The organism is Celeribacter marinus (assembly GCF_001308265.1).
GTDB lineage: Bacteria > Pseudomonadota > Alphaproteobacteria > Rhodobacterales > Rhodobacteraceae > Celeribacter > Celeribacter marinus.
Genome location: NZ_CP012023.1, coordinates 420,216 through 438,959 on the forward strand (window position 1 = coordinate 420,216; position 18,744 = coordinate 438,959).

The 18,744-nt window shown below is 56.6% G+C and carries 16 protein-coding genes, 1 tRNA gene and 1 pseudogene; 11 read left to right on the plus strand and 7 right to left on the minus strand.

Annotation, left to right across the window (positions count from 1 at the left end):
• Positions 1-69: 69 nt before the first annotated feature.
• Positions 70-1,269: a multidrug effflux MFS transporter gene (locus IMCC12053_RS02030; protein WP_062215280.1), complete on the plus strand. Its 1,200-nt coding sequence runs from the start codon at positions 70-72 to the stop codon at positions 1,267-1,269.
• On the opposite strand, the gene mfd is transcribed toward IMCC12053_RS02030, so the two are convergent.
• Positions 1,270-4,767 (minus strand): transcription-repair coupling factor, encoded by a 3,498-nt coding sequence (gene mfd / locus IMCC12053_RS02035; RefSeq protein ID WP_062215281.1) that lies wholly within the window; start codon positions 4,765-4,767, stop codon positions 1,270-1,272. It abuts the gene before it with no gap.
• A gap of 5 nt (positions 4,768-4,772) precedes the next feature.
• Complete coding sequence (locus IMCC12053_RS02040; protein WP_062215283.1) at positions 4,773-5,300, minus strand: hypothetical protein; 528 nt, start codon at positions 5,298-5,300, stop codon at positions 4,773-4,775.
• Positions 5,301-5,448: 148 nt separating this feature from the next.
• Between IMCC12053_RS02040 and hemB the strand changes: the two genes are divergently transcribed.
• Complete coding sequence (gene hemB, locus IMCC12053_RS02045) at positions 5,449-6,447, plus strand: porphobilinogen synthase (protein WP_062215285.1); 999 nt, start codon at positions 5,449-5,451, stop codon at positions 6,445-6,447.
• 141 nt (positions 6,448-6,588) lie between these two features.
• On the plus strand, positions 6,589-7,146 hold the full coding sequence (locus tag IMCC12053_RS02050; protein ID WP_062215287.1) for a lipid-binding SYLF domain-containing protein: 558 nt from the start codon (positions 6,589-6,591) through the stop codon (positions 7,144-7,146).
• 82 nt (positions 7,147-7,228) lie between these two features.
• Here IMCC12053_RS02050 and IMCC12053_RS02055 read toward each other — a convergent pair whose 3' ends face one another.
• Positions 7,229-8,344 (minus strand): Ppx/GppA phosphatase family protein, encoded by a 1,116-nt coding sequence (locus IMCC12053_RS02055; protein WP_062215289.1) that lies wholly within the window; start codon positions 8,342-8,344, stop codon positions 7,229-7,231.
• 170 nt (positions 8,345-8,514) lie between these two features.
• On the opposite strand from IMCC12053_RS02055, the gene IMCC12053_RS02060 reads away from it, so the two are divergent.
• From IMCC12053_RS02060 to IMCC12053_RS02080, 5 genes are all read left to right on the plus strand, one after another.
• Positions 8,515-8,814, plus strand: a complete 300-nt coding sequence (locus tag IMCC12053_RS02060) for a virulence factor (protein ID WP_062215291.1) — start codon at positions 8,515-8,517, stop codon at positions 8,812-8,814.
• A 53-nt stretch (positions 8,815-8,867) separates the two neighbouring features.
• The gene (locus tag IMCC12053_RS02065; RefSeq protein ID WP_062215293.1) at positions 8,868-9,854 is read left to right on the plus strand and encodes a methyltetrahydrofolate cobalamin methyltransferase; all 987 of its coding nucleotides are present in this window, start codon (positions 8,868-8,870) and stop codon (positions 9,852-9,854) included.
• A gap of 37 nt (positions 9,855-9,891) precedes the next feature.
• Positions 9,892-10,467 carry a pseudouridine synthase gene (locus IMCC12053_RS02070; RefSeq protein WP_062215295.1) on the plus strand — a complete coding sequence of 192 codons (576 nt, stop codon included), beginning with the start codon at positions 9,892-9,894 and terminating at the stop codon, positions 10,465-10,467.
• Entirely contained in the window at positions 10,464-12,500 is a 2,037-nt protein-coding gene (locus IMCC12053_RS02075) for an ASKHA domain-containing protein (RefSeq protein WP_062215297.1), read from the plus strand. Before IMCC12053_RS02070 ends, IMCC12053_RS02075 begins: the two co-directional genes overlap by 4 nt.
• 86 nt (positions 12,501-12,586) lie before the next feature.
• A tRNA-Gly gene (locus IMCC12053_RS02080) sits at positions 12,587-12,660 on the plus strand.
• 424 nt (positions 12,661-13,084) lie between these two features.
• Here the strand turns inward: IMCC12053_RS02080 and IMCC12053_RS02085 are convergent.
• The 3 genes and pseudogenes from IMCC12053_RS02085 to IMCC12053_RS16215 all read right to left on the minus strand — a co-directional run.
• Positions 13,085-13,327 carry a hypothetical protein gene (locus tag IMCC12053_RS02085; protein ID WP_143089984.1) on the minus strand — a complete coding sequence of 81 codons (243 nt, stop codon included), beginning with the start codon at positions 13,325-13,327 and terminating at the stop codon, positions 13,085-13,087.
• A gap of 5 nt (positions 13,328-13,332) precedes the next feature.
• Positions 13,333-13,623, minus strand: a complete 291-nt coding sequence (locus IMCC12053_RS02090; protein WP_062215302.1) for a hypothetical protein — start codon at positions 13,621-13,623, stop codon at positions 13,333-13,335.
• A 430-nt stretch (positions 13,624-14,053) separates the two neighbouring features.
• Positions 14,054-14,458, minus strand: a pseudogene (locus IMCC12053_RS16215) (relaxase/mobilization nuclease domain-containing protein); the annotation flags it as partial.
• An 86-nt stretch (positions 14,459-14,544) separates the two neighbouring features.
• On the opposite strand from IMCC12053_RS16215, the gene IMCC12053_RS02100 reads away from it, so the two are divergent.
• The 3 genes from IMCC12053_RS02100 (at position 14,545) to IMCC12053_RS02110 (ending at position 16,960) form a co-directional block, all read left to right on the plus strand.
• Positions 14,545-15,640 (plus strand): IS3 family transposase gene (locus IMCC12053_RS02100; RefSeq protein WP_156320729.1). Its coding sequence is split into 2 segments (ribosomal slippage): positions 14,545-14,795 and positions 14,794-15,640, totalling 1,098 coding nucleotides; the frame shifts between segments, so codons are not numbered across the junction.
• A gap of 73 nt (positions 15,641-15,713) precedes the next feature.
• The gene (locus IMCC12053_RS02105; protein ID WP_062215308.1) at positions 15,714-16,475 is read left to right on the plus strand and encodes a tyrosine-type recombinase/integrase; all 762 of its coding nucleotides are present in this window, start codon (positions 15,714-15,716) and stop codon (positions 16,473-16,475) included.
• Positions 16,476-16,666: 191 nt separating this feature from the next.
• On the plus strand, positions 16,667-16,960 hold the full coding sequence (locus IMCC12053_RS02110) for an SCP2 sterol-binding domain-containing protein (protein WP_062215310.1): 294 nt from the start codon (positions 16,667-16,669) through the stop codon (positions 16,958-16,960).
• A gap of 93 nt (positions 16,961-17,053) precedes the next feature.
• Here the strand turns inward: IMCC12053_RS02110 and pgi are convergent, their stop codons facing one another.
• Positions 17,054-18,670: a glucose-6-phosphate isomerase gene (gene pgi / locus IMCC12053_RS02115; protein WP_062215312.1), complete on the minus strand. Its 1,617-nt coding sequence runs from the start codon at positions 18,668-18,670 to the stop codon at positions 17,054-17,056.
• Positions 18,671-18,744 lie beyond the last annotated feature (74 nt).

An 18,744-nucleotide genomic window follows, 5' to 3' on the forward strand; every position in this document is an offset into this window, starting at 1 on the left:
CACCTCACGCGGCCTTTTCATACCCAAGCCACTCTCATAGGGTGCGCCTACCCCATATATGAGTCAGATATGCCCCGTAAATTAGCCCAACCCGAGTTTGTTGCCCTCATGGCCATGCTGACCGCCACCGTGGCGCTGTCCGTCGACTCCATGTTACCGGGCATTCCGTTGATTGCGGCCGAGCTGACGCCCGATGATGTCAATCGCGCCCAACTGGTCCTGACCGCGTTTGTCTTGGGATTGGGTATCGGCACACTGATCAACGGGCCATTGTCAGACCGCTTCGGGCGCAAAGCCGTTATCATTGGCGGGTTGAGCGTTTATGCCGCCGCAGCCGTTTTGGCGGCGACCGCCCCTACCCTTGAAACCCTGCTTGCCGCGCGCGTGATCCAAGGGTTAGGTGCCGCAGCCCCGCGCGTGGTCACAATGGCCCTCATCCGCGATCTCTATAAAGGGCGCGAAATGGCGCGCATTTCATCGTTTATTATGATGATTTTCATTCTGGTGCCCGCCGTCGCCCCCGCACTTGGCGCGCTCATTATGCTCGGGTTCGGATGGCGTGGCATTTTTGGATCCTTCGTTGTGTTTGCCGCCCTGTCAGGGTTGTGGCTGATCATCCGCCAAGAAGAGACATTGCCCAAAGCGGAACGCCGCGCGCTCTCCATGGCGACCCTGATCGCGGGCACAAAAGAGACGTTTTCGCACCGCTCCGTCCAGATTTACACTCTTGTACTCATGCTCGGCTTTGGTCAAATGTTTGGCCTCCTGTCCTCCATTCAACAAATATACGGCGAAGTGTTTGATAAGACGGACAGCTTTCCGATTTGGTTCGCTGCACAAGCCCTGATATCAGGCGTCGGAACCCTGATGAACGCCAAATACGTGGTGCGCCTTGGCATGCGCCGTATCGCACTTTCGGCCTACATCGGCCAAATCGCTATATCCTCAGTCGTTCTCGTCCTGATCGGTTCCGGCCTCTTGCCTGATGCCCTCGCATTTCCGGTGTTCTTTATCTGGTCCGTCTCGGTGTTTTTCATGGCGGGCGTGACCTTTGGTAACATCATCGCCCTGTCACTCGAACGTTTGGGCCATGTCGCGGGGATCGCGTCCTCATTGGTCCAAGGGATATCGACAATCAGTGCGGTTTTGATCGCGGCGCCCATTGGATTAGCCTTTAACGGCACAGTCATACCGCTCACACTCGGCACACTGATCTGCTCGCTCATCGCATACCTCCTCTTGCGCCGCACCGTGGACGCAGAGGTATAATTATGCCTTTTTAGGGACTTGCGTGGCGCTCTTCGCGTGGCGCGCAAGGTCTTGAGCAATGGCAAACGCGCCCTTGATCTTGTCACGATCGGTTTTCCAATCGCGGCGGACTACGATCTTGTTGTCCTTGACCTTTGCCTGTCCTTTTTGGTCGTGGATAAACTCCATCAGACCTACAGGATTTGCATATTTATCATTGTGGAACTGGATCGTCGCCCCTTTCGGACCGCCATCAAGGCGTGCAATCCCTGCGGCGCGGCATTTTTCCTTAATGCGAACAACAAGCAGCAAGGTATTGACTTCTTTGGGTAATTTTCCAAACCGGTCAATCAATTCCGCCGCAAATCCCTCCAACTCGACTTTGGTGTGCAGTCCAGACAAACGGCGATACAGACCCAATCTAACATCAAGATCAGGCACGTAAACCTCTGGAATCAATACAGGAACGCCAAGATTGATTTGTGGCGCCCATGCGCCATCATCGTCCAGCGTCACACCCTCTTGGCCAGATTTGATCTTGGCAATCGCCTCTTCGAGCATGGATTGATACAGCTCGAACCCGACCTCTTTGACGTGGCCCGATTGCTCCTCGCCCACCAGATTGCCCGCCCCGCGAATATCGAGATCCTGACTGGCAAGCGTGAAGCCCGCACCAAGGGTGTCGAGCGATCCCAACACACGCAACCGTTTGCGCGCGGTATCGGTCAACGGCGCGCGCGGCTTGGTGGTCAAATAAGCATAGGCACGGGTTTTGGCGCGCCCGACCCGTCCGCGAATTTGGTAGAGCTGTGACAGGCCGAACATATCTGCGCGGTGAATGACCATCGTGTTGGCAGTCGGAATATCAATGCCGCTCTCCACAATTGTGGTGGCCAACAGCACATCATACTTACCGTCATAAAAGGCGTTCATCCGGTCATCAAGCTCACCCGCAGCCATCTGGCCGTGGGCAACGACAAAGCGGACTTCGGGCACATTATCGGTCAAAAACTGTTCAATTTCAGGGATATCGGTGATGCGCGGCACCACGAAAAAGGACTGCCCCCCACGGTAATGCTCGCGCAGCAAGGCCTCGCGGATCGTCACGGTATCGAACTCACTGACATAGGTGCGAATGGCCAAACGGTCGACGGGAGGCGTGCCGATAATCGACAAATCACGCACGCCCGTCATCGACATTTGCAAGGTGCGCGGGATCGGCGTGGCCGATAGCGTCAGGACGTGGATGTTGGATTTCATCGACTTCAGGCGCTCTTTATGCGTCACGCCGAACCGTTGCTCCTCATCGACAATCAACAGGCCAAGATCATGAAACTTAACGTTTTTTGCAAGCAAGGCATGGGTGCCAACGACGATATCAACCTCACCTGACAAAAGCCCCTCGCGGGTTTGCGTCATCTCTTTTTGGCTCACAAAACGTGACATCGGGCGCACATTGATCGGAAAGCCACGGAAGCGTTCGGCAAAAGAGCGATAGTGTTGACGGGCCAACAATGTGGTCGGTGCGATCACCGCAACCTGCTGACCACAAAGCGCCGCAACAAAGGCCGCGCGCATCGCGACTTCGGTTTTGCCAAACCCGACATCGCCACACACGAGACGGTCCATCGGAAGACCCGCCTCCAGATCGTCCAACACGTCCTCGATCGCTTTGAGCTGATCATCGGTTTCATCATAGGGAAAACGGGCGCAAAACGCCTCCCACATGTCATCGGGTGGCACCAAAATATCCGCTTTGCGCAACTGACGCTCAGCGGCGATGCGGATCAGCTTTTCAGCGACCTCACGAATGCGCTCTTTCAGCTTGGCCTTTTTGGACTGCCACGCGCCGCCGCCCAACTTGTCGAGCAACCCCTCTTCGTTGCCATAACGGCTCAGAAGTTCAATGTTTTCAACAGGAAGGTAAAGACGATCTCCGCCCGCATATTCCAACAACAGGCATTCATGCGCCGCACCCAACGCGGTGATGATCTCAAGGCCCCGAAAAATCCCGACCCCGTGATCCACGTGAACAATCAAATCTCCCGCCGAAAGCGCGGAATGCTCCGTGAGGAAATTATCCGCCCGCTTTTTGCGGCCAGGTCGTCGGATGAGGCGGTCGCCCAACACATCTTGTTCCGAGATGACCGTGACGTGATCTGCGGCCTCTGTTGGGGCTTCGAACCCTTCATCAAGCGGCCAAATGGTTAAGAACACGCCACCCTTTCCGGACGGCACATCGCGCCAATCGGAAATCAGGGTCGTATCAACGAGATCTTGGTCCTCGAGCAGCGTCTGCAACCGGTCGCGCGCGCCCTCGGACCATGAGGCCATGACCACATGACCATTCTGACGTTTTGCATGAATATGCTCGGATAACGCCCCGAAAAGATCCAGTTTTTCTTGTTGGCGCTCGGGTGCAAAGTTGCGGCCAATGCGGCCACCTGCATCAATAACACCAAGACCTGTGGCCTGCGCCGAGGGATGGAAATGAAGAACCCTACGGCCCGCAATTTCCGCCTCCCACGCCGCATCATCCAGATAAAGCAACGCAGGCGGACAGGGTTTATACACACTATCAAGGCGCTTTTTCGAGGTCATCGCCTCACGGCGGCTGTCGTATTGATCGGCAATCCCGTCCCACCGCGCCAACCGCGCCGCTGTGGTCTGGTCATCCAATGCAATTGTCGCCTCTGGCGTATAGTCAAACAAGGTGGCCAAATGGTCGTGAAAAAACGGCAACCAATGCTCAAGGCCTGCATGCTTTTTCCCTGCGGAAACAGCTTCATAGAGGGGATCGTCGGTGCCCGCTGCCCCAAACTCGATCCGGTAGGCTTGCCTAAACCGCGTGATCGCCGCATCGTCCAAAATAACCTCGGACACAGGCGTGAACGTGATCGCATCGAGTGTCTCGGTGGTGCGCTGTGTCGCCGGATCAAAGCGGCGCAATCCGTCCAATTCATCCCCAAAGAAATCGAGGCGCACAGGCGCATCATGGCCTGGTGGAAACACATCAATGATGCCGCCGCGAATGGCATAATCACCGTGTTCGACAACCGTTGGCGCCTGCGTGAACCCCATACGGACAAAAAAGCCGCGCAAGGCCTCCTCGTTGACCCGCTGACCTTTGCGCAGTGAAAACGCGGCCCCGTCCAATGTCTCTTTGGCGGGAACACGCTGTGTGGCTGCGGCCAATGTGGTCAACAAAACATAGCGTTTGGGCATCGCCCCATGCGCTAACGCAGCCAAGGTCGCCATGCGGGAGGCGGACACATCGGCATTGGGTGAAATCCGGTCATACGGCAGACAATCCCACGCGGGAAAGTCGATCACAGGCAGATCGGGTGCAAAGAACGCAAGGGCCGCTTTGAGCGCCGCAAGGCGTTTGTCATCGCGGGCCACGTGGATCACAGGGGCGTCTGACTTGGCCACTTCCCGCGCAAGAAGATAGGCATCAAACCCCTCTGGCGCGCCGCCAATCTGAACATGAGCGGTGTTTGATTTGGATGAGAAAGCCACTGCGTCTAGCCGCCAAGCGGTCCTGTGACGATGTTTTGATACATGCCCCACATCGCAGTGATAAAGATGAATAACATGCCGATCATTTGCGTTTTGAGCCGGTGACGCCGCAACACGTCCACCAAGGCCTCACCACGTGGCGCATTCACCAAAATGCGTTTCGCCGTGCGGATATTCAAAAAGAACACAATCGTCATGGGAAAGGCCATGAGAAAGACGGCTTGTGCAAACTCGACATCGTAAAAGACCCCGAGCGCAAACAAGATGGTCAACCCACCCGAGGCCATCGCGACAATAACGAGGCCGGAAATCTCTGCGATATTGCCCAAACGGTTGACGTTGATGCGAACAAGATCTTCGAGATCCTGCATGCGCTCACCGCCATGTTTCAAGGCTTTTTGCGCCAAATCGAACGGCACGCCGAGCACAAAGTGGGACGCAGTCGACCAAAGCACGGCCAAGGCGATCCAATACCAAAGATTGGAAAACGACCGCATATCGATGACTTCGAAAATGGTTTGCCAGATACTCACGATGACTGCTCTTTTGGGCGAATTTGTGGGCGCGCTGCCCTGATTGGCGCGACATTAGCGTGGCTGCGCGGCGATTCCTACCCTTGATGAGCGGCAAAAACCATGTCACCTGAGTGGTGCATATATACACTCACGCGAAAGAGCCGCCATGACCCGTTCCACCGCCCCCTTCCCGCTGACCCGCTTGCGCCGCACCCGTAAAATGGACGCCATTCGCGGGCTTGTGCGTGAAAACGCGCTTGGGGTGTCGGACCTGATCTTGCCGGTGTTTGTGCGCGAAGGTCTGGATGACGCCACGCCAATCCCCTCCATGCCCGGTGTCGAGCGCCTGACCATTGACCGTTTGGTGCGCAAAGCGGTTGAGGCGCACGGCCTTGGCATTCCCGCCATCTGCCTATTTCCCTATATCGAGCCGGAGTTGAAAACCGAGGACTGCGCGGGCGCATGGCATCCCGACAACCTTGTGAACCGCGCCATTCGCGCCGTGAAAGCCGAAGTGCCGGATTTGGCGATTATGACCGATGTGGCGCTTGATCCATATAACATCAACGGCCATGACGGCTTTGTTGTGAATGGTGAAATCGTCAATGACATGACCGTCGAGGCGCTTGTGAAAATGGCTGTGGCGCAAGCCGAGGCAGGTGCAGACATCATCGGGCCATCCGATATGATGGACGGGCGCATTGGCGCTATTCGCCGCGCACTTGAGACGGACGGGCACGACACGGTGACGATTATGTCCTATGCCGCCAAATACGCCTCTGCGTTTTACGGACCGTTTCGTGATGCCGTGGGCGCATCGGGCGCCTTAAAAGGCGACAAAAACACCTATCAAATGGACCCCGCCAACTCCGACGAGGCCATGCGCCTGATCGAGCGCGACCTGATGGAGGGCGCAGATATGGTGATGGTGAAACCCGGCATGCCCTATCTCGACATCTGTCGCCGCGTCAAAGACACCTTTGGCGTGCCGACCTTTGCCTACCAAGTGTCGGGCGAATACGCGATGCTGGTTGCGGCCGCTCAAAACGGATGGGTGGACCGCGATAAGGTCATGATGGAAAGCCTGATGGCGTTCAAACGTGCGGGCTGTAACGGCATTTTGACCTACTTTGCATGCGATGCCGCGCGCCTATTAAACGCCTGACGCATGTGCGTGGATCGGCGGGGGACCACCCAAACGGGCCCGCAGGTGCATAAGACAATGACAGCGCATGAAAATTGCGCCATAATACCCACCAAAGAGCCTTGAGAGCTCGAAACTGGCAGTAAATATAAGGGCAGTCCCATGACACATTTTTCTCGCCGATCGTTGTTGATCGGCCTTGGTAGCGCAGCTGTTTTGACCGCATGCGGCAATGGTTTAAATTCAACCGGCAGCGCGGTGATTGACGCGCGCGTTGATCGTACCCTGAACGAGCTATATTCCAACTACCCTGGCACAAGCGATCTTCGTGACAAATCCGTGGGCCAGTTGGTCATGCCGTTGGTGACCGAGGCCGGCTTTGGCGTTGGCGGTTCATACGGGCGCGGCGCATTGCGCGTCGGCGGCGCATCGGTCGATTACTACTCCTCCGCTCAGGCCTCAATCGGTCTGCAAATTGGCGCGCAGCAATACGCACACGTGCTGTTCTTTATGACGGAACAATCGTTGCAAGACTTCCGCAATTCACAAGGGTGGGCCGCGGGCGCGGATATCGAATATGCGATTTCCAACCGTGGCGAAGAGATGTCGGCAGACACAACAACACAGCTATCACCCGTGATTGGTGTGGTCTTTGGTCAAGCAGGCCTGCGCGCTGGTGCGACCATCGAGGGCACAAAGTACACGAGAATAATCCCGTAACGGTTTGGATTTATTTGATATATGAAAGCCCGCCACTACGGCGGGCTTTTTCATGTCTGGATGCCGCCACACGTCCTCACGGCTAAGGGAGCGCCTCCTCTAGCACGCCGTCTGCGGTCATCTGCGCGTAGAGCAACCCCTCACGCAGCCCCCGATCCGCCACTGACAAGCGGTCCGTGGGCCAGATGCGCAATAGCGCCTGAAGGATCGCGGCACCCGACATAATCAACGCCTGACGGTCGCGCCCGATGCGCGGATCATTGCGTCGCCCCACAGGGCCAAGGTGCAAATAGTCACGGATCACACTGTCAATTTGCTCGGACGACATGCGCAATCCGTCGACCTTGTTGCGATCATAGCGCCGCAAGCCAAGGTGCGAGGCCGCCACAGTTGTCACGGTGCCGGATGTGCCGATGATCTGAAACCCCTCACGAGCGGGCTCGTTGGCATAGGGTGTGAAATCCGCGAGCTTTTCCTCAAAGAACCACGACATCAACGCAAACCGCGCGCTATCATCCTCAACATCCGAGAACTGCTCCATCAAGGTGGCGACACCCAACGGCACCGAAATCCAGTCCACAACTTTGGCATGCGGGAAAATACTACGTTCCGTAGGCGTGAACCCTGTGTGCAGCCGCATAATCGCGCGTGGACGATCCGCCATTGGAACCGCACTTAGATCAATCCACACAAGTTCGGTGGACCCGCCGCCGATATCGACGACCAAGAGTTGCTCGGTCTTTGTCGACACCAACGGCGCGCACGAAATCACCGCCAAACGCGCCTCTTCCTCGGGCTTGATGATCTCGAGGGTCAGCCCCGTCTCACGTTGAACGCGGCGCAAAAAGTCACGTGAATTTTTGGCACGCCGACAGGCTTCGGTCGCGACAAGACGCATGCGTTTGACTTTGTGTTTATCCAGTTTCTTGCGGCACACCCGCAACGCCTGAATCGTGCGCGTGATAGAGCCACGCGACAAACGGCCAGACGCCTCCAACCCGTTCCCGAGCTGGACGGATTTTGAAAAACTGTCGATCACATGGAACTGACTGCCCTTTGGTTGGGCAATCAACATGCGACACGAATTAGTGCCGAGATCGAGAGCGGCATAGAGCTCTTCTCGATCTGCGGTTTGAGGCACGGGTGGCTCAACCGGTTTCGGGAACGCGCCCGCACCATAGGGACGCTTGGGCGCCATAACACGCCCTCCATTTCAAGTTGGGTTCACACTACGCGTGCTTGTGTCCCCTCGCAAGAGATCAGATGGCCCTCGTTCATAAACGTGATGAAGATTTTTCCGATACCAAGCCCTTTCCCCCAATGCCCGCTTGGCCTAAGTCTGTTTCTCGACAACAAGGGCTAGAACACATGACCGATATGACGATTATTTACTGGCGCGATATTCCGGCCCAAGTGCGCATGGGCCGTGGACGCAAAGCATCGCGTGCGGTATTGCCCGAACGCTTTGAGCAAGCCATTGACCGTGTCGCCATGCGCATCGGGGCCACCGACCAAGACGCCTATATCGCCGAGTGGCGCGATGTGGTGATCGCGGTTGAGGGCGAAGGCCAAGAGGCCGTGGACGCCAAAGTGGCCGAACTGGACGCTGCCTATGACAAAGAGCGCCTGATCGCGCTTGTTAACAATGACGGGCACGCGCCCGCCTAAATTTTGCGCATATTTTGCGCGGCCACACGGCCCGCACCCAAAGGACAATGAACATGACCCGCACAGTGATCGAGAGCAAGAGTAAGACCGTCATCATCGGCTTTGACGAGCCATTTGCCGTCATCGGCGAACGCATCAACCCCACGGGGCGCAAAAAACTCGCCGCCGAACTGGAGCTTGGGGATTTCTCCACGGTAGAACGTGACGCGATTGAACAGGTTGCCTGTGGGGCCAATATCCTCGACATCAATTCGGGCGCGGTGTTTTCCAACAAAATGGCCGAAGATCCCCGTTACGCCGACAACAACTTTGTCGAGCCACCGCTGATGCGCGACCTCATCGCCCGCATTCAGGCGATTGTTGACGTGCCTTTGTGCATCGACAGCTCGGTGCCAGATGCGCTTGAGGCCGGTTTGGAAATGGCTGAGGGGCGCCCGCTCTTGAACTCTGTAACGGGCGAGGAAGAGCGCCTTGAACGGGTTTTGCCGCTTGTTAAGAAATATAACGTGCCGGTGGTGGCGATTGCCAATGATGACACCGGGATTTCCGAGGATCCTGATGTGCGCTTTGCCGTGGCCAAACGCATTGTCGAGCGCGCCGCCGATTTCGGTATTCCCGCCCATGACATCGTGGTGGACCCGCTCGTGATGCCCATCGGTGCGATGCGCACGGCGGGCCAACAGGTGTTTACGCTTGTGCGCCGTTTGCGCGACGAATTGGGTGTGAATACCACCTGCGGCGCGTCCAATGTCTCGTTCGGCCTGCCACAGCGCCACGGTATCAACGCCGCGTTCTTGCCCATGGCGATTGGTGCGGGCATGACATCAGCCATTATGAACCCTGTGCGGTTGCAAGAGATGGAAGCGATCCGCGCGGCCAACTTGCTCATGGATCACGATCCAGACGGCGCAAAATGGATCAGCTTTAGCCGTATCGTTGATGCGGTGGCCGAGGGCGCCACCTTTGCCGAGGCCTCCACAGCGGCCGCCGCCGCAGGATCGGGTGGCGGGCGTCGCGGTGGCGGACGTCGCCGCCGTTAAGCCCGATTTCGGGCAAAAACATACAGGGAGCGCACAGATGACACGGTTAATCGCCTTGAACAAACCGTTCGATGTGCTCTCCCAGTTCACCGACAAGGGATTGGAGGGCAGCACGCGGCGCACCCTGTCCGATTTTGTCGATGTGCGGGACGTGTATCCCGCCGGACGTCTTGACCGCGATAGCGAGGGCCTGTTGCTACTGACTGACGATGGCAAGCTCCAAGCCCGCATTGCCAATCCGAAATCAAAGATGCCAAAGACCTATCTGGCGCAGGTCGAGGGCGACATCGACGCGGCGGCGATTGACGCCTTGTGCCGTGGCGTGATGCTCAAGGACGGTCAAACCCGCCCTGCCCGCGCCGCGCGTGTGGACGCCCCCGACTGGCTTTGGCCGCGCACGCCGCCGGTGCGCTACCGCAAATCCGTGCCCGACAGTTGGGTGCAATTGACCATCACCGAGGGCAAAAACCGACAGGTGCGGCGCATGACGGCCCATGTCGGATTTCCGACCCTGCGCCTGATCCGCGTGGCCATCGGACCATATACACTCGACGGGATCGACAGCGGCGCATGGCGCGACACCGATCCACGCAACGCATGGGATACGCTATGAGCAGTTCACAAGACCCATTGGTGGTTTTCACCCCGTCCGGCAAACGCGCCCGCGTCCCTGCGGGAACCTCCGTGTTGGAGGCCGCGCGCTCTATGGGTGTGGACCTTGATAGCGTGTGTGGCGGTCGCGGGATTTGTTCGAAATGTCAGGTACAACCCGCCTTTGGCGATCACTCCAAACACGGGATCACCGCGTCAGAGGATGCGCTCAGCGGGTTCAATTCGGTGGAGGAACGCTACGACCGTGTGCGCGGCCTCAAAACGGGGCGGCGTTTGGGCTGTCAGGCCTGTATTCAGGGCGATATCGTGCTGGACGTGCCGCCCGAAAGTCAGGTGCACAAACAAGTGGTGCGCAAGGCCGCAACCACGCGCCACATCGAAATGGACCCCGCAACGCGGCTTTATTATATCGAGGTCGAGCCCGCCGATATGCACGCCCCAACGGGCGACTGGGAACGCACCCAAGCCGCGCTGGCCGAGCAATGGAACATCACGGGCGCCACGCTAACCCTTGCCATGCTCGCCAAACTTCAAACCGCGCTGATCGCCGCCGAGTACAAGGCAACCGTGGCCATTCACACCGCCCGCGACGGTGCGGCACAGGTGATCGGCGTCTGGGCGGGTTTTGCCGAGCCGGCGCTATTCGGCTTGGCTGTGGACCTTGGATCGACCACCATCGCCGCGCATTTGACCAATCTTGTGACAGGCGAGGTCAAGGCCTCGGGCGGGGTGATGAACCCGCAAATCCGCTTTGGCGAGGACCTCATGAGCCGCGTGTCCTACGCGATGATGAACGAGGGCGGCGCGGGCGAGATGACCCGTGCGGTGCGTGAGGCGATGAACACGCTCGCCGCCGAACTGGTGGCCGAGGCGGATCTTACCACGGCTGACATCTATGAGGCGGTGTTTGTGATGAACCCCGTCATGCACCACCTGTTGTTGGGCCTTGATCCCACGCCCTTGGGTCAGGCGCCGTTCGCGCTTGCGACCAATTCGGCCATGGATCTGCCTGCGCGCACCATCGGGTTGACGTTCGCGGATGAGGCGCAGGTCTATATCCTGCCGCTGATTGCGGGTCATGTGGGCGCGGATGCCGCCGCTGTGGCGCTCTCGGAAGCCCCGCAAAAAGTCGATCCCCTCACGTTGATTGTCGATGTGGGCACCAATGCCGAGATCATTTTGGGCAATACATCCCGTGTCTTGGCCTGTTCATCCCCGACTGGCCCCGCATTCGAGGGCGCACAAATTTCAAGCGGTCAACGGGCGGCCCCCGGCGCGATCGAGCGCGTGGAAATTGACGCCATCACCAAAGAGCCACGGTTCAAGGTGATCGGCTGTGACCTTTGGTCGACCGATCCCGACTTTGCCACACAAACCGCCGTCTCGGGCGTCTCGGGCATTTGCGGGTCGGGCATTATCGAGGCCGTGGCAGAAATGCGCATGGCGGGTTTGGTCGATGCCAACGGTTTGATCGGATCGGCCGAGGCTACGGGCGCGGAGCGCTTGCGCGCCTCAGGCCGCACCTATTCCTACCTCTTGCATGACGCCAGCGCCGAGGGTGGCGCAGTGATCGAAGTGACCCAAGGCGACATTCGCGCCATCCAACTGGCCAAATCGGCGCTCTATGCGGGCGCGCGATTGCTTATGGATGAATTTGGCGCAGATGAGGTTGAGCGCGTTGTGCTTGCAGGCGCATTTGGCGCGCATATTTCGCCCAAACACGCGATGGTGCTGGGGATGATCCCCGACTGTCCGCTTGAACACGTCACATCGGCGGGCAATGCCGCAGGGACAGGGGCGCAGATCGCGCTATTGAACGTGACCGCACGGCGCGAGGTCGAGGCGCTTGTGCACGAGATCACCAAAGTTGAAACGGCAATCGAGCCGAAATTCCAAGAGCATTTCGTGGCCGCGAATGCCATTCCCCATGCAACCGCGCCCTTTAGCGGCCTGCGTGCGGTGGTGCCGCTCCCCGATCCCGATTTTAACGCGGGCGGTGGCGGTGGCCGTCCACGCCGCCGCGCACGGCGCTAACCAAAGGCGGCCTTGCGCTTTTTTAACGCGCGGGGCCGCATATCCCTTGACCCTCTCGCGGGGTTTGACTACCTCTCACCTCATGAGCGGGTATGGTGAAAAGGTATCACGGCAGCTTCCCAAGCTTTAGTTACGGGTTCAATTCCCGTTACCCGCTCCAACAAGTATATCAAAAAAATCGTTATATATCAGAATATTGACGCTTCTTCTTAATACAATGCATGGACGTGGCATATTATGGATATGGGACAATTCGGGAACGTCTGGGGCATTTTTGGTGCTAGACCCCCAGACTTTTCCCCAGACCACACGCAAGGAAAACGAAACCCTTGGAATCAGGATCGATCCTCCATAAAAAATAACAAAAGCAATATCTTAACCTACCTCCATGATTGGAAGTTACCGCAACCTCAGCTCTACGGTCAGTCAATGACTCTGTTTGAATTTACGTGTTCATTGACCAACGCGGGCGCCCAAATCGCGCCTTCAAATATTCACCATCCCGCAAAGACATACCCGAATTGGTGGAGATAGCTGCTACCCCAAGTTCACCGATACAATTCATATCTGTGTCACCAAACTGGTCAGAATGGATCACAGGTAATTTCATCATCGCTAAAATCAGGTGAAGGCGCCTTCCAATCGAATAGCTCTTGCAAACTGCGGGCAAGGTCATACCAACACTCATCCCAGTCTTGCCCAGCAGGCACGATGATATGCTGAACGATGTCAAAACGGCCCTGACGCCCCCTATCGTCCTTCAACAAGATGGAGGAATAGTCAGGACTGAATTTCTGCGTTGTTTTCAATCCAGCATTTTCGGCCAACCGTTTCAACCTGAAAAACCAGATACCTCGTCCGGCGTCGCCACCTCTGTAAGAATTTTTAGGTAAATCATCATCTCGGTCAACTGCCCATTGAGGCGTGCCAGCTGACGTTCTTGCCGGTCGCCCTGCTCGATGAGGCTGTGGAGGAGATTGAACAGGCGGTCTGCGAAATCGAGATCCTTCTCCTGCTCTTCTGCGTTGAGGAGCGCCAGGATCGGCATCAATTTCTGGATGACGCCCCGTGTCAAATCCAGTTTTTCGTGGGTGATTTTGTGGTTCGAATTCAGTTCGGTCATGTTTTTCTCTTTTGTTTGATGAGAGATCAGGGAAAGCCTTTTCTCCTATGTGCAGTCTTACGTGGCGCAAGAAGAGCGCCGTTCGTGCAAGGCGGAGCCGCGTTGCAATCGCAAGTCTGCGCAGGATATTCTTTGAGGAGAATGCAGGGCCGGCGTCTCGTGGATTGATCCGGCGTCCAGTCTCGGCATTCCCGGGGATCAGATGGCCGGCATTTTGAGCAGAGACTTCAATCTGCCAAGCCGACTTAATTTCGCGGAGTCCCCAGTTGAGCATATGTAGTGTTTCTGGTCGAAACCGGCCCATTACAGCATTCAGGTCTGTGGCGAATTGGAATGCGGCGGTGTTCTTGCGCTGTCTTCGCTTTGCTATCGGCATCACAAGACACATACTGGGATCAGGCATCCAGTCTGGTTCTGGTAGGCCGAGCCGATGACACAGGTCACGTGCCAGCTTTTGTGTTAAGGCAACAGAGGTCGCAACTTTGAGGGAACGGCCCGTAAAAGTTTGCCGTGCCGAAATGATGTGTACATGGTCGCAGTTTGTCCGCTCACCGCCCCAAACGACCCATGGCACCGTGTCTGGTGGCAAGCCGCTTTCTCTCAATACATGCCGCGTAACCTCGTGCCACTGCTCCGCGCTCAGCTGCCTTCCAACCGGTAGCGACAGCGTAAAATGAACCAGTCCATCACCTCTCGGCGTTTCGAAACGAGCAAAGAATTTGATCAACCCTTTGGTATTCGTTTCTGGGACGCTACCGCTCAGAACATGACCGTCTTTGGACGGATAGTGCATCACGGAGCTCGCCTTATCGGGAAAGGTAGTATACCTCCACATCAATCAGGCTCCTGTATTAGGGCTGACCTGAGCCCCTAAAGTTCCTCCAAATTTGTGTAGAGTCCGCCCAACAAAAGGACGGACAAATGAAGGCACGATTTACGGACGAACAGATCATTGGGATGATCAAGGAACAGGAAGCTGGTGAGAAGACCGCTGATGTATGTCGGCGGCACGGGATCAGCTCAGCGACGTTCTATAAATACAAATCGAAGTATGGTGGCATGGAGCCGTCGGATGCGAAGCGATTGCGTGCGCTTGAAGACGAGAACGGCAAGCTGAAGAAGCTTTTGGCTGAACAGATGCTCGACAACGCGATGTTGCGAGACATCAATTCAAAAAATGGTGACGCCTGCTGGGAAGCGGCAAGCGGTGGTTCACCTGTGCGAAGCGCACGGTGTGAGCCAGCGGCGGGCGTGTGATGTGCTGCAAATTGATCGGTCAACGGTACGGTATCTGTCGCGTCGTGGCGATGATGCTAAACTGCGGGATGCCATCAAACGAGTTTCGAGGGAGCGGCGTCGGTTTGGTTGCCGCCGTATTCACGTGATGATTGCGCGGGAGGGCTTTGAGGTGAACCACAAGAAAGTGAGGCGCATCTACCGTGAAGAGAAGCTGCAGGTGCGCCGCAGAGGTGGCAGGAAGCGCGCTTTGGGCACAAGGAAGCCGATGGTGCTTCCGGATGGCCCAAACCAACGCTGGAGCTTGGATTTTGTGTCTGACGCCCTGACAGACGGTCGCAGGTTCCGCATTTTGGCAGTCGTTGATGACTTCAGTCGCGAGAACTTGGTTCTGGTGGCCGACACATCACTGTCTGGTCACCGTGTTGCACGTGAACTGGACAAGGTGATCGCTGAACGCGGCATGCCAAAGACGATTGTGTCGGACAACGGAACTGAGTTCACCAGCATGGCGATCCTCAAGTGGGTTCAGGAAACTGGTGTTGATTGGCACTATATCGCGCCCGGAAAACCCCAACAGAACGGCTTTATCGAAAGCTTCAATGGCAAGCTGCGAGATGAATGTTTGAATGAAACGTTATTTGGCACATTGCGCGATGCCCGCAAAACGCTTGAAGAATGGCAGGAGGATTACAACTGGCGCAGACCACATTCAGCATTGGGCAACCTCACCCCGATGGAATTTTTGCAAAGAAAGGCAATGGACAAGATGGCGGCCTAACGCCAAAGATTTAACCCCAAGGACTCCGCACAAAGCTGGAGGAGACTTGGGGCTCAGGTCAGCAGATATCCTGATGTACGTCGCGAAAGATCGGGCGAACTGCGAGAGCGCGACGGTGAACCGGCGTTTGCAAATGTTGGGCCGCGCAATCCGCCATATCGGCAAATTCTACAAAGCCGAGATCCCCGAACTTGAACTCAAAGCCGCCGAAACGAAAGAACCACGCGAGATTGTGCGTGAACTATCTTTTGACGAGCAGGAAAGACTGTTTCACGCCCTGCCTCAAGAGTATCACCCACTCGTCAGCTTTGCGCTGATGACAGGCGCACGGGTTGGCTCGATCACGTCCCTGCTTTGGGAAAACGTAAACATGGACACGCTCGAAATATCGTTTTGGGTCAAAGGCGATGAACGCCTGACGTTCCCGATCAACCGCGAAGTCGCCGGACTCCTGTCCGCACTGCCAAGGTCCAACGTCCTCGCGCATCGAAAATACGTGTTCACACGGCTGAACAAGCAAACGCTCGAACGCCAACCGATCGACCCGCACGGCGGCGTCATGCCCGCCGCATTCCGCAAAGCCCTCAAAGACGCGGGAATAGAGATGTTCAGGTTTCACGACCTGCGCCACACATTTGCCACGCGCATCCTGCGCAAAACCCAAAACATCAAACTTGTCTCAAAACTCTTGGGCCACTCGAACATCGAAACCACCACAAAATACGCCCACGTCCTAATGGACGATATGCGCAACGCACTGGACGACTTTAGCGTGCTCGGAGATGGTCCAAAATCCATAGCCCCCCAGAAAAACCCCCAGATAAAAGCAAAATAACAAATAAAAACAATAATTTAAACACTAACCCCCAAGGCTTCCCAAGCTTTAGTTACGGGTTCAATTCCCGTTACCCGCTCCACACTTCCAAACGTCTATGAGATCATCAAGATGCAACTGCGCGACGCAACGTCTCGCTGTTGGTTGGGCTGTTCATCTGCCACCATTGGTCAGGGCAACAGGAGCACGCAATGACCGATCCGTTTTTAGACATGGCCACCGCAGAGCTATTGACGCGCCTCAAGGACGTAGAATTCGAGAAATCCGTGTCGATGCGCGTCAGCGATGTGGGCAATATCTTTATCCTCGGGCACGATGCACAGGTCTCGGATGCGCGCGCGGATGCGGCCGTGATCGCCTCACAAGAGACATTCACCAAAATTCTGCACGGCGAATTGCACCCGATGAAAGCGGTGATGTTTGGCAAACTCAAAATCGTCGGTGATGCAAAAACGGCCATGAAATTTGGTAGCTTGTTTGGCTAGGCGAGACGAGACTGGCCTTACACAGCTTTGCATCACGAAAAAGGCAGGGATCATTACGACCCCTGCCCTCAATTGTCTTTATATCAAGAGCTCTTAGACCTTAAGAAAGTCGATCAGGTGACGGGTTGAACCGTCCTTGTCCGAGCCGCTTTTGTTGCCCGACAAAACCGGCTGCAACGCCAGTGCCAACTCCTTGCCCAATTCCACACCCCATTGGTCGTAGGAATTGATACCCAAAATAACACCCTCAACAAAGACGCGGTGTTCATAGAGCGCGATAATCTGGCCAAGAACAAAGGGCGTGAGCACCTCGTAGGCCAAGGTGGTCGAGGGACGGTTTCCGGGGAAGACACGGTGCGCCGCTTGACGCTCCAACTCGGCGCCCTCGAATCCTTTGGCCGCCATAACAGCGCGCGCCTCATCTATATCGCGCCCGCGCATCAGCGCTTCGGACTGGGCCAGACAGTTGGAGACGAGCAATTCATGCTGATGATCCAGATGCGTCTCATGGCCGAATTTGCCGACCATAAATTCACAGGGGACCACTCGCGTGCCTTGGTGGATCAACTGGTAAAACGCGTGCTGACCATTGGTGCCCGGCTCACCCCAGACAACGGGGCCACTATGATAGGGCAAGTCTTCGCCATCCATCGAGACGCGTTTGCCATTACTTTCCATTTCCAACTGTTGGAAATACGCCGGAAGTCGCACGAGGCGCTGCTCATAGGGCAGCACGGCACGGGTCGCGTGTCCACACACCTGATTGTGCCACAACCCGACAAGTGCGAGCAGGACGGGCAAGTTGTCTTTGGGGGCCGCAGTGCGAAAATGGACATCCATCGCCTGTGCGCCGCGCAAGAAGTCAGCAAAGTTTTGCGGACCAATGGCGATCATCAACGACAGACCAATCGGCCCCCACACCGAATAGCGCCCGCCAACCCAGTCCTCAAACCCGAACACAAGATCAGGGTCGATACCAAACGCTGCCGTTTTGTCTTTGGCCGTGGAGAGGGCTGCAAAATGCTTGGATACACCATCTTCGCCGATATGCGGGACAAGCCAGTCCCGCGCGGTTTGCGCGTTTGTCATCGTCTCGATGGTGGTAAAGGTTTTCGAGGCCACAATGATCAGAGTTGTTTGCGGGTTCACACGGGCCAGAACGTCATGGATATGCGCCCCGTCGACGTTGGAGACAAAGTGGCAGCGCGGCCCGTCGACATAGGGTTGCATCGCCTCATAGGCCATCACGGGGCCAAGATCGGAGCCACCAATTCCGATGTTCACGATATCCTCGAACGGCGATCCGGAGACAGATGAGATGTCCCCGCGCCGAATACGATCCGCGAAATCATCCATGCGCGCTAAGGTGTTTAGCACCTCGGGCATAACGTCTTTTCCGTCCACCAAAACGGGTCCGCCATCAAGGTTGCGCAGAGCCGTGTGCAGCACTGCGCGCCCCTCGGTGTCGTTGATCTTTTCGCCGGTGAACATCGCCTCGCGTTTGTCGGCAACGCCCGCCTCATCGAGCAAAGCAAACAAGGCCTCACGCGTCTGGACATCAATGTTGGTCTTTGCATAGTCGAACAACAGACCATCCGCACGGGCTGAAAAGTTTTCGGCCCGCGATCTATCCGCGTCGAATAGATCGAGCATGTGACGCGATCCCGCCGCAGTGTGGAGCGCGTTCAACGCTGAAAAATCAACAGGCATATGTGGTCCTTACGTTCATCTGAATGCGCGACATGCGCGTGGGTACCATAAAACAGTTAAGGTGTGGAAAACGG

Excerpts from the sequence above, each read along its gene's own strand:
- IMCC12053_RS02075 (WP_062215297.1), top strand. The coding sequence starts at position 10,464 with ATGAGCAGTTCACAAGACCCATTGGTGGTTTTCACCCCGTCCGGCAAA.
- IMCC12053_RS02055 (WP_062215289.1), bottom strand. The coding sequence starts at position 8,344 with ATGGCGCCCAAGCGTCCCTATGGTGCGGGCGCGTTCCCGAAACCGGTT.
- IMCC12053_RS02110 (WP_062215310.1), top strand. The coding sequence starts at position 16,667 with ATGACCGATCCGTTTTTAGACATGGCCACCGCAGAGCTATTGACGCGC.
- IMCC12053_RS02090 (WP_062215302.1), bottom strand. The coding sequence starts at position 13,623 with ATGACCGAACTGAATTCGAACCACAAAATCACCCACGAAAAACTGGAT.
- IMCC12053_RS02030 (WP_062215280.1), top strand. The coding sequence starts at position 70 with ATGCCCCGTAAATTAGCCCAACCCGAGTTTGTTGCCCTCATGGCCATG.
- IMCC12053_RS02050 (WP_062215287.1), top strand. The coding sequence starts at position 6,589 with ATGACACATTTTTCTCGCCGATCGTTGTTGATCGGCCTTGGTAGCGCA.
- IMCC12053_RS02065 (WP_062215293.1), top strand. The coding sequence starts at position 8,868 with ATGACCCGCACAGTGATCGAGAGCAAGAGTAAGACCGTCATCATCGGC.
- IMCC12053_RS02105 (WP_062215308.1), top strand. The coding sequence starts at position 15,714 with ATGTACGTCGCGAAAGATCGGGCGAACTGCGAGAGCGCGACGGTGAAC.
- pgi (WP_062215312.1), bottom strand. The coding sequence starts at position 18,670 with ATGCCTGTTGATTTTTCAGCGTTGAACGCGCTCCACACTGCGGCGGGA.
- IMCC12053_RS02060 (WP_062215291.1), top strand. The coding sequence starts at position 8,515 with ATGACCGATATGACGATTATTTACTGGCGCGATATTCCGGCCCAAGTG.
- hemB (WP_062215285.1), top strand. The coding sequence starts at position 5,449 with ATGACCCGTTCCACCGCCCCCTTCCCGCTGACCCGCTTGCGCCGCACC.
- IMCC12053_RS02070 (WP_062215295.1), top strand. The coding sequence starts at position 9,892 with ATGACACGGTTAATCGCCTTGAACAAACCGTTCGATGTGCTCTCCCAG.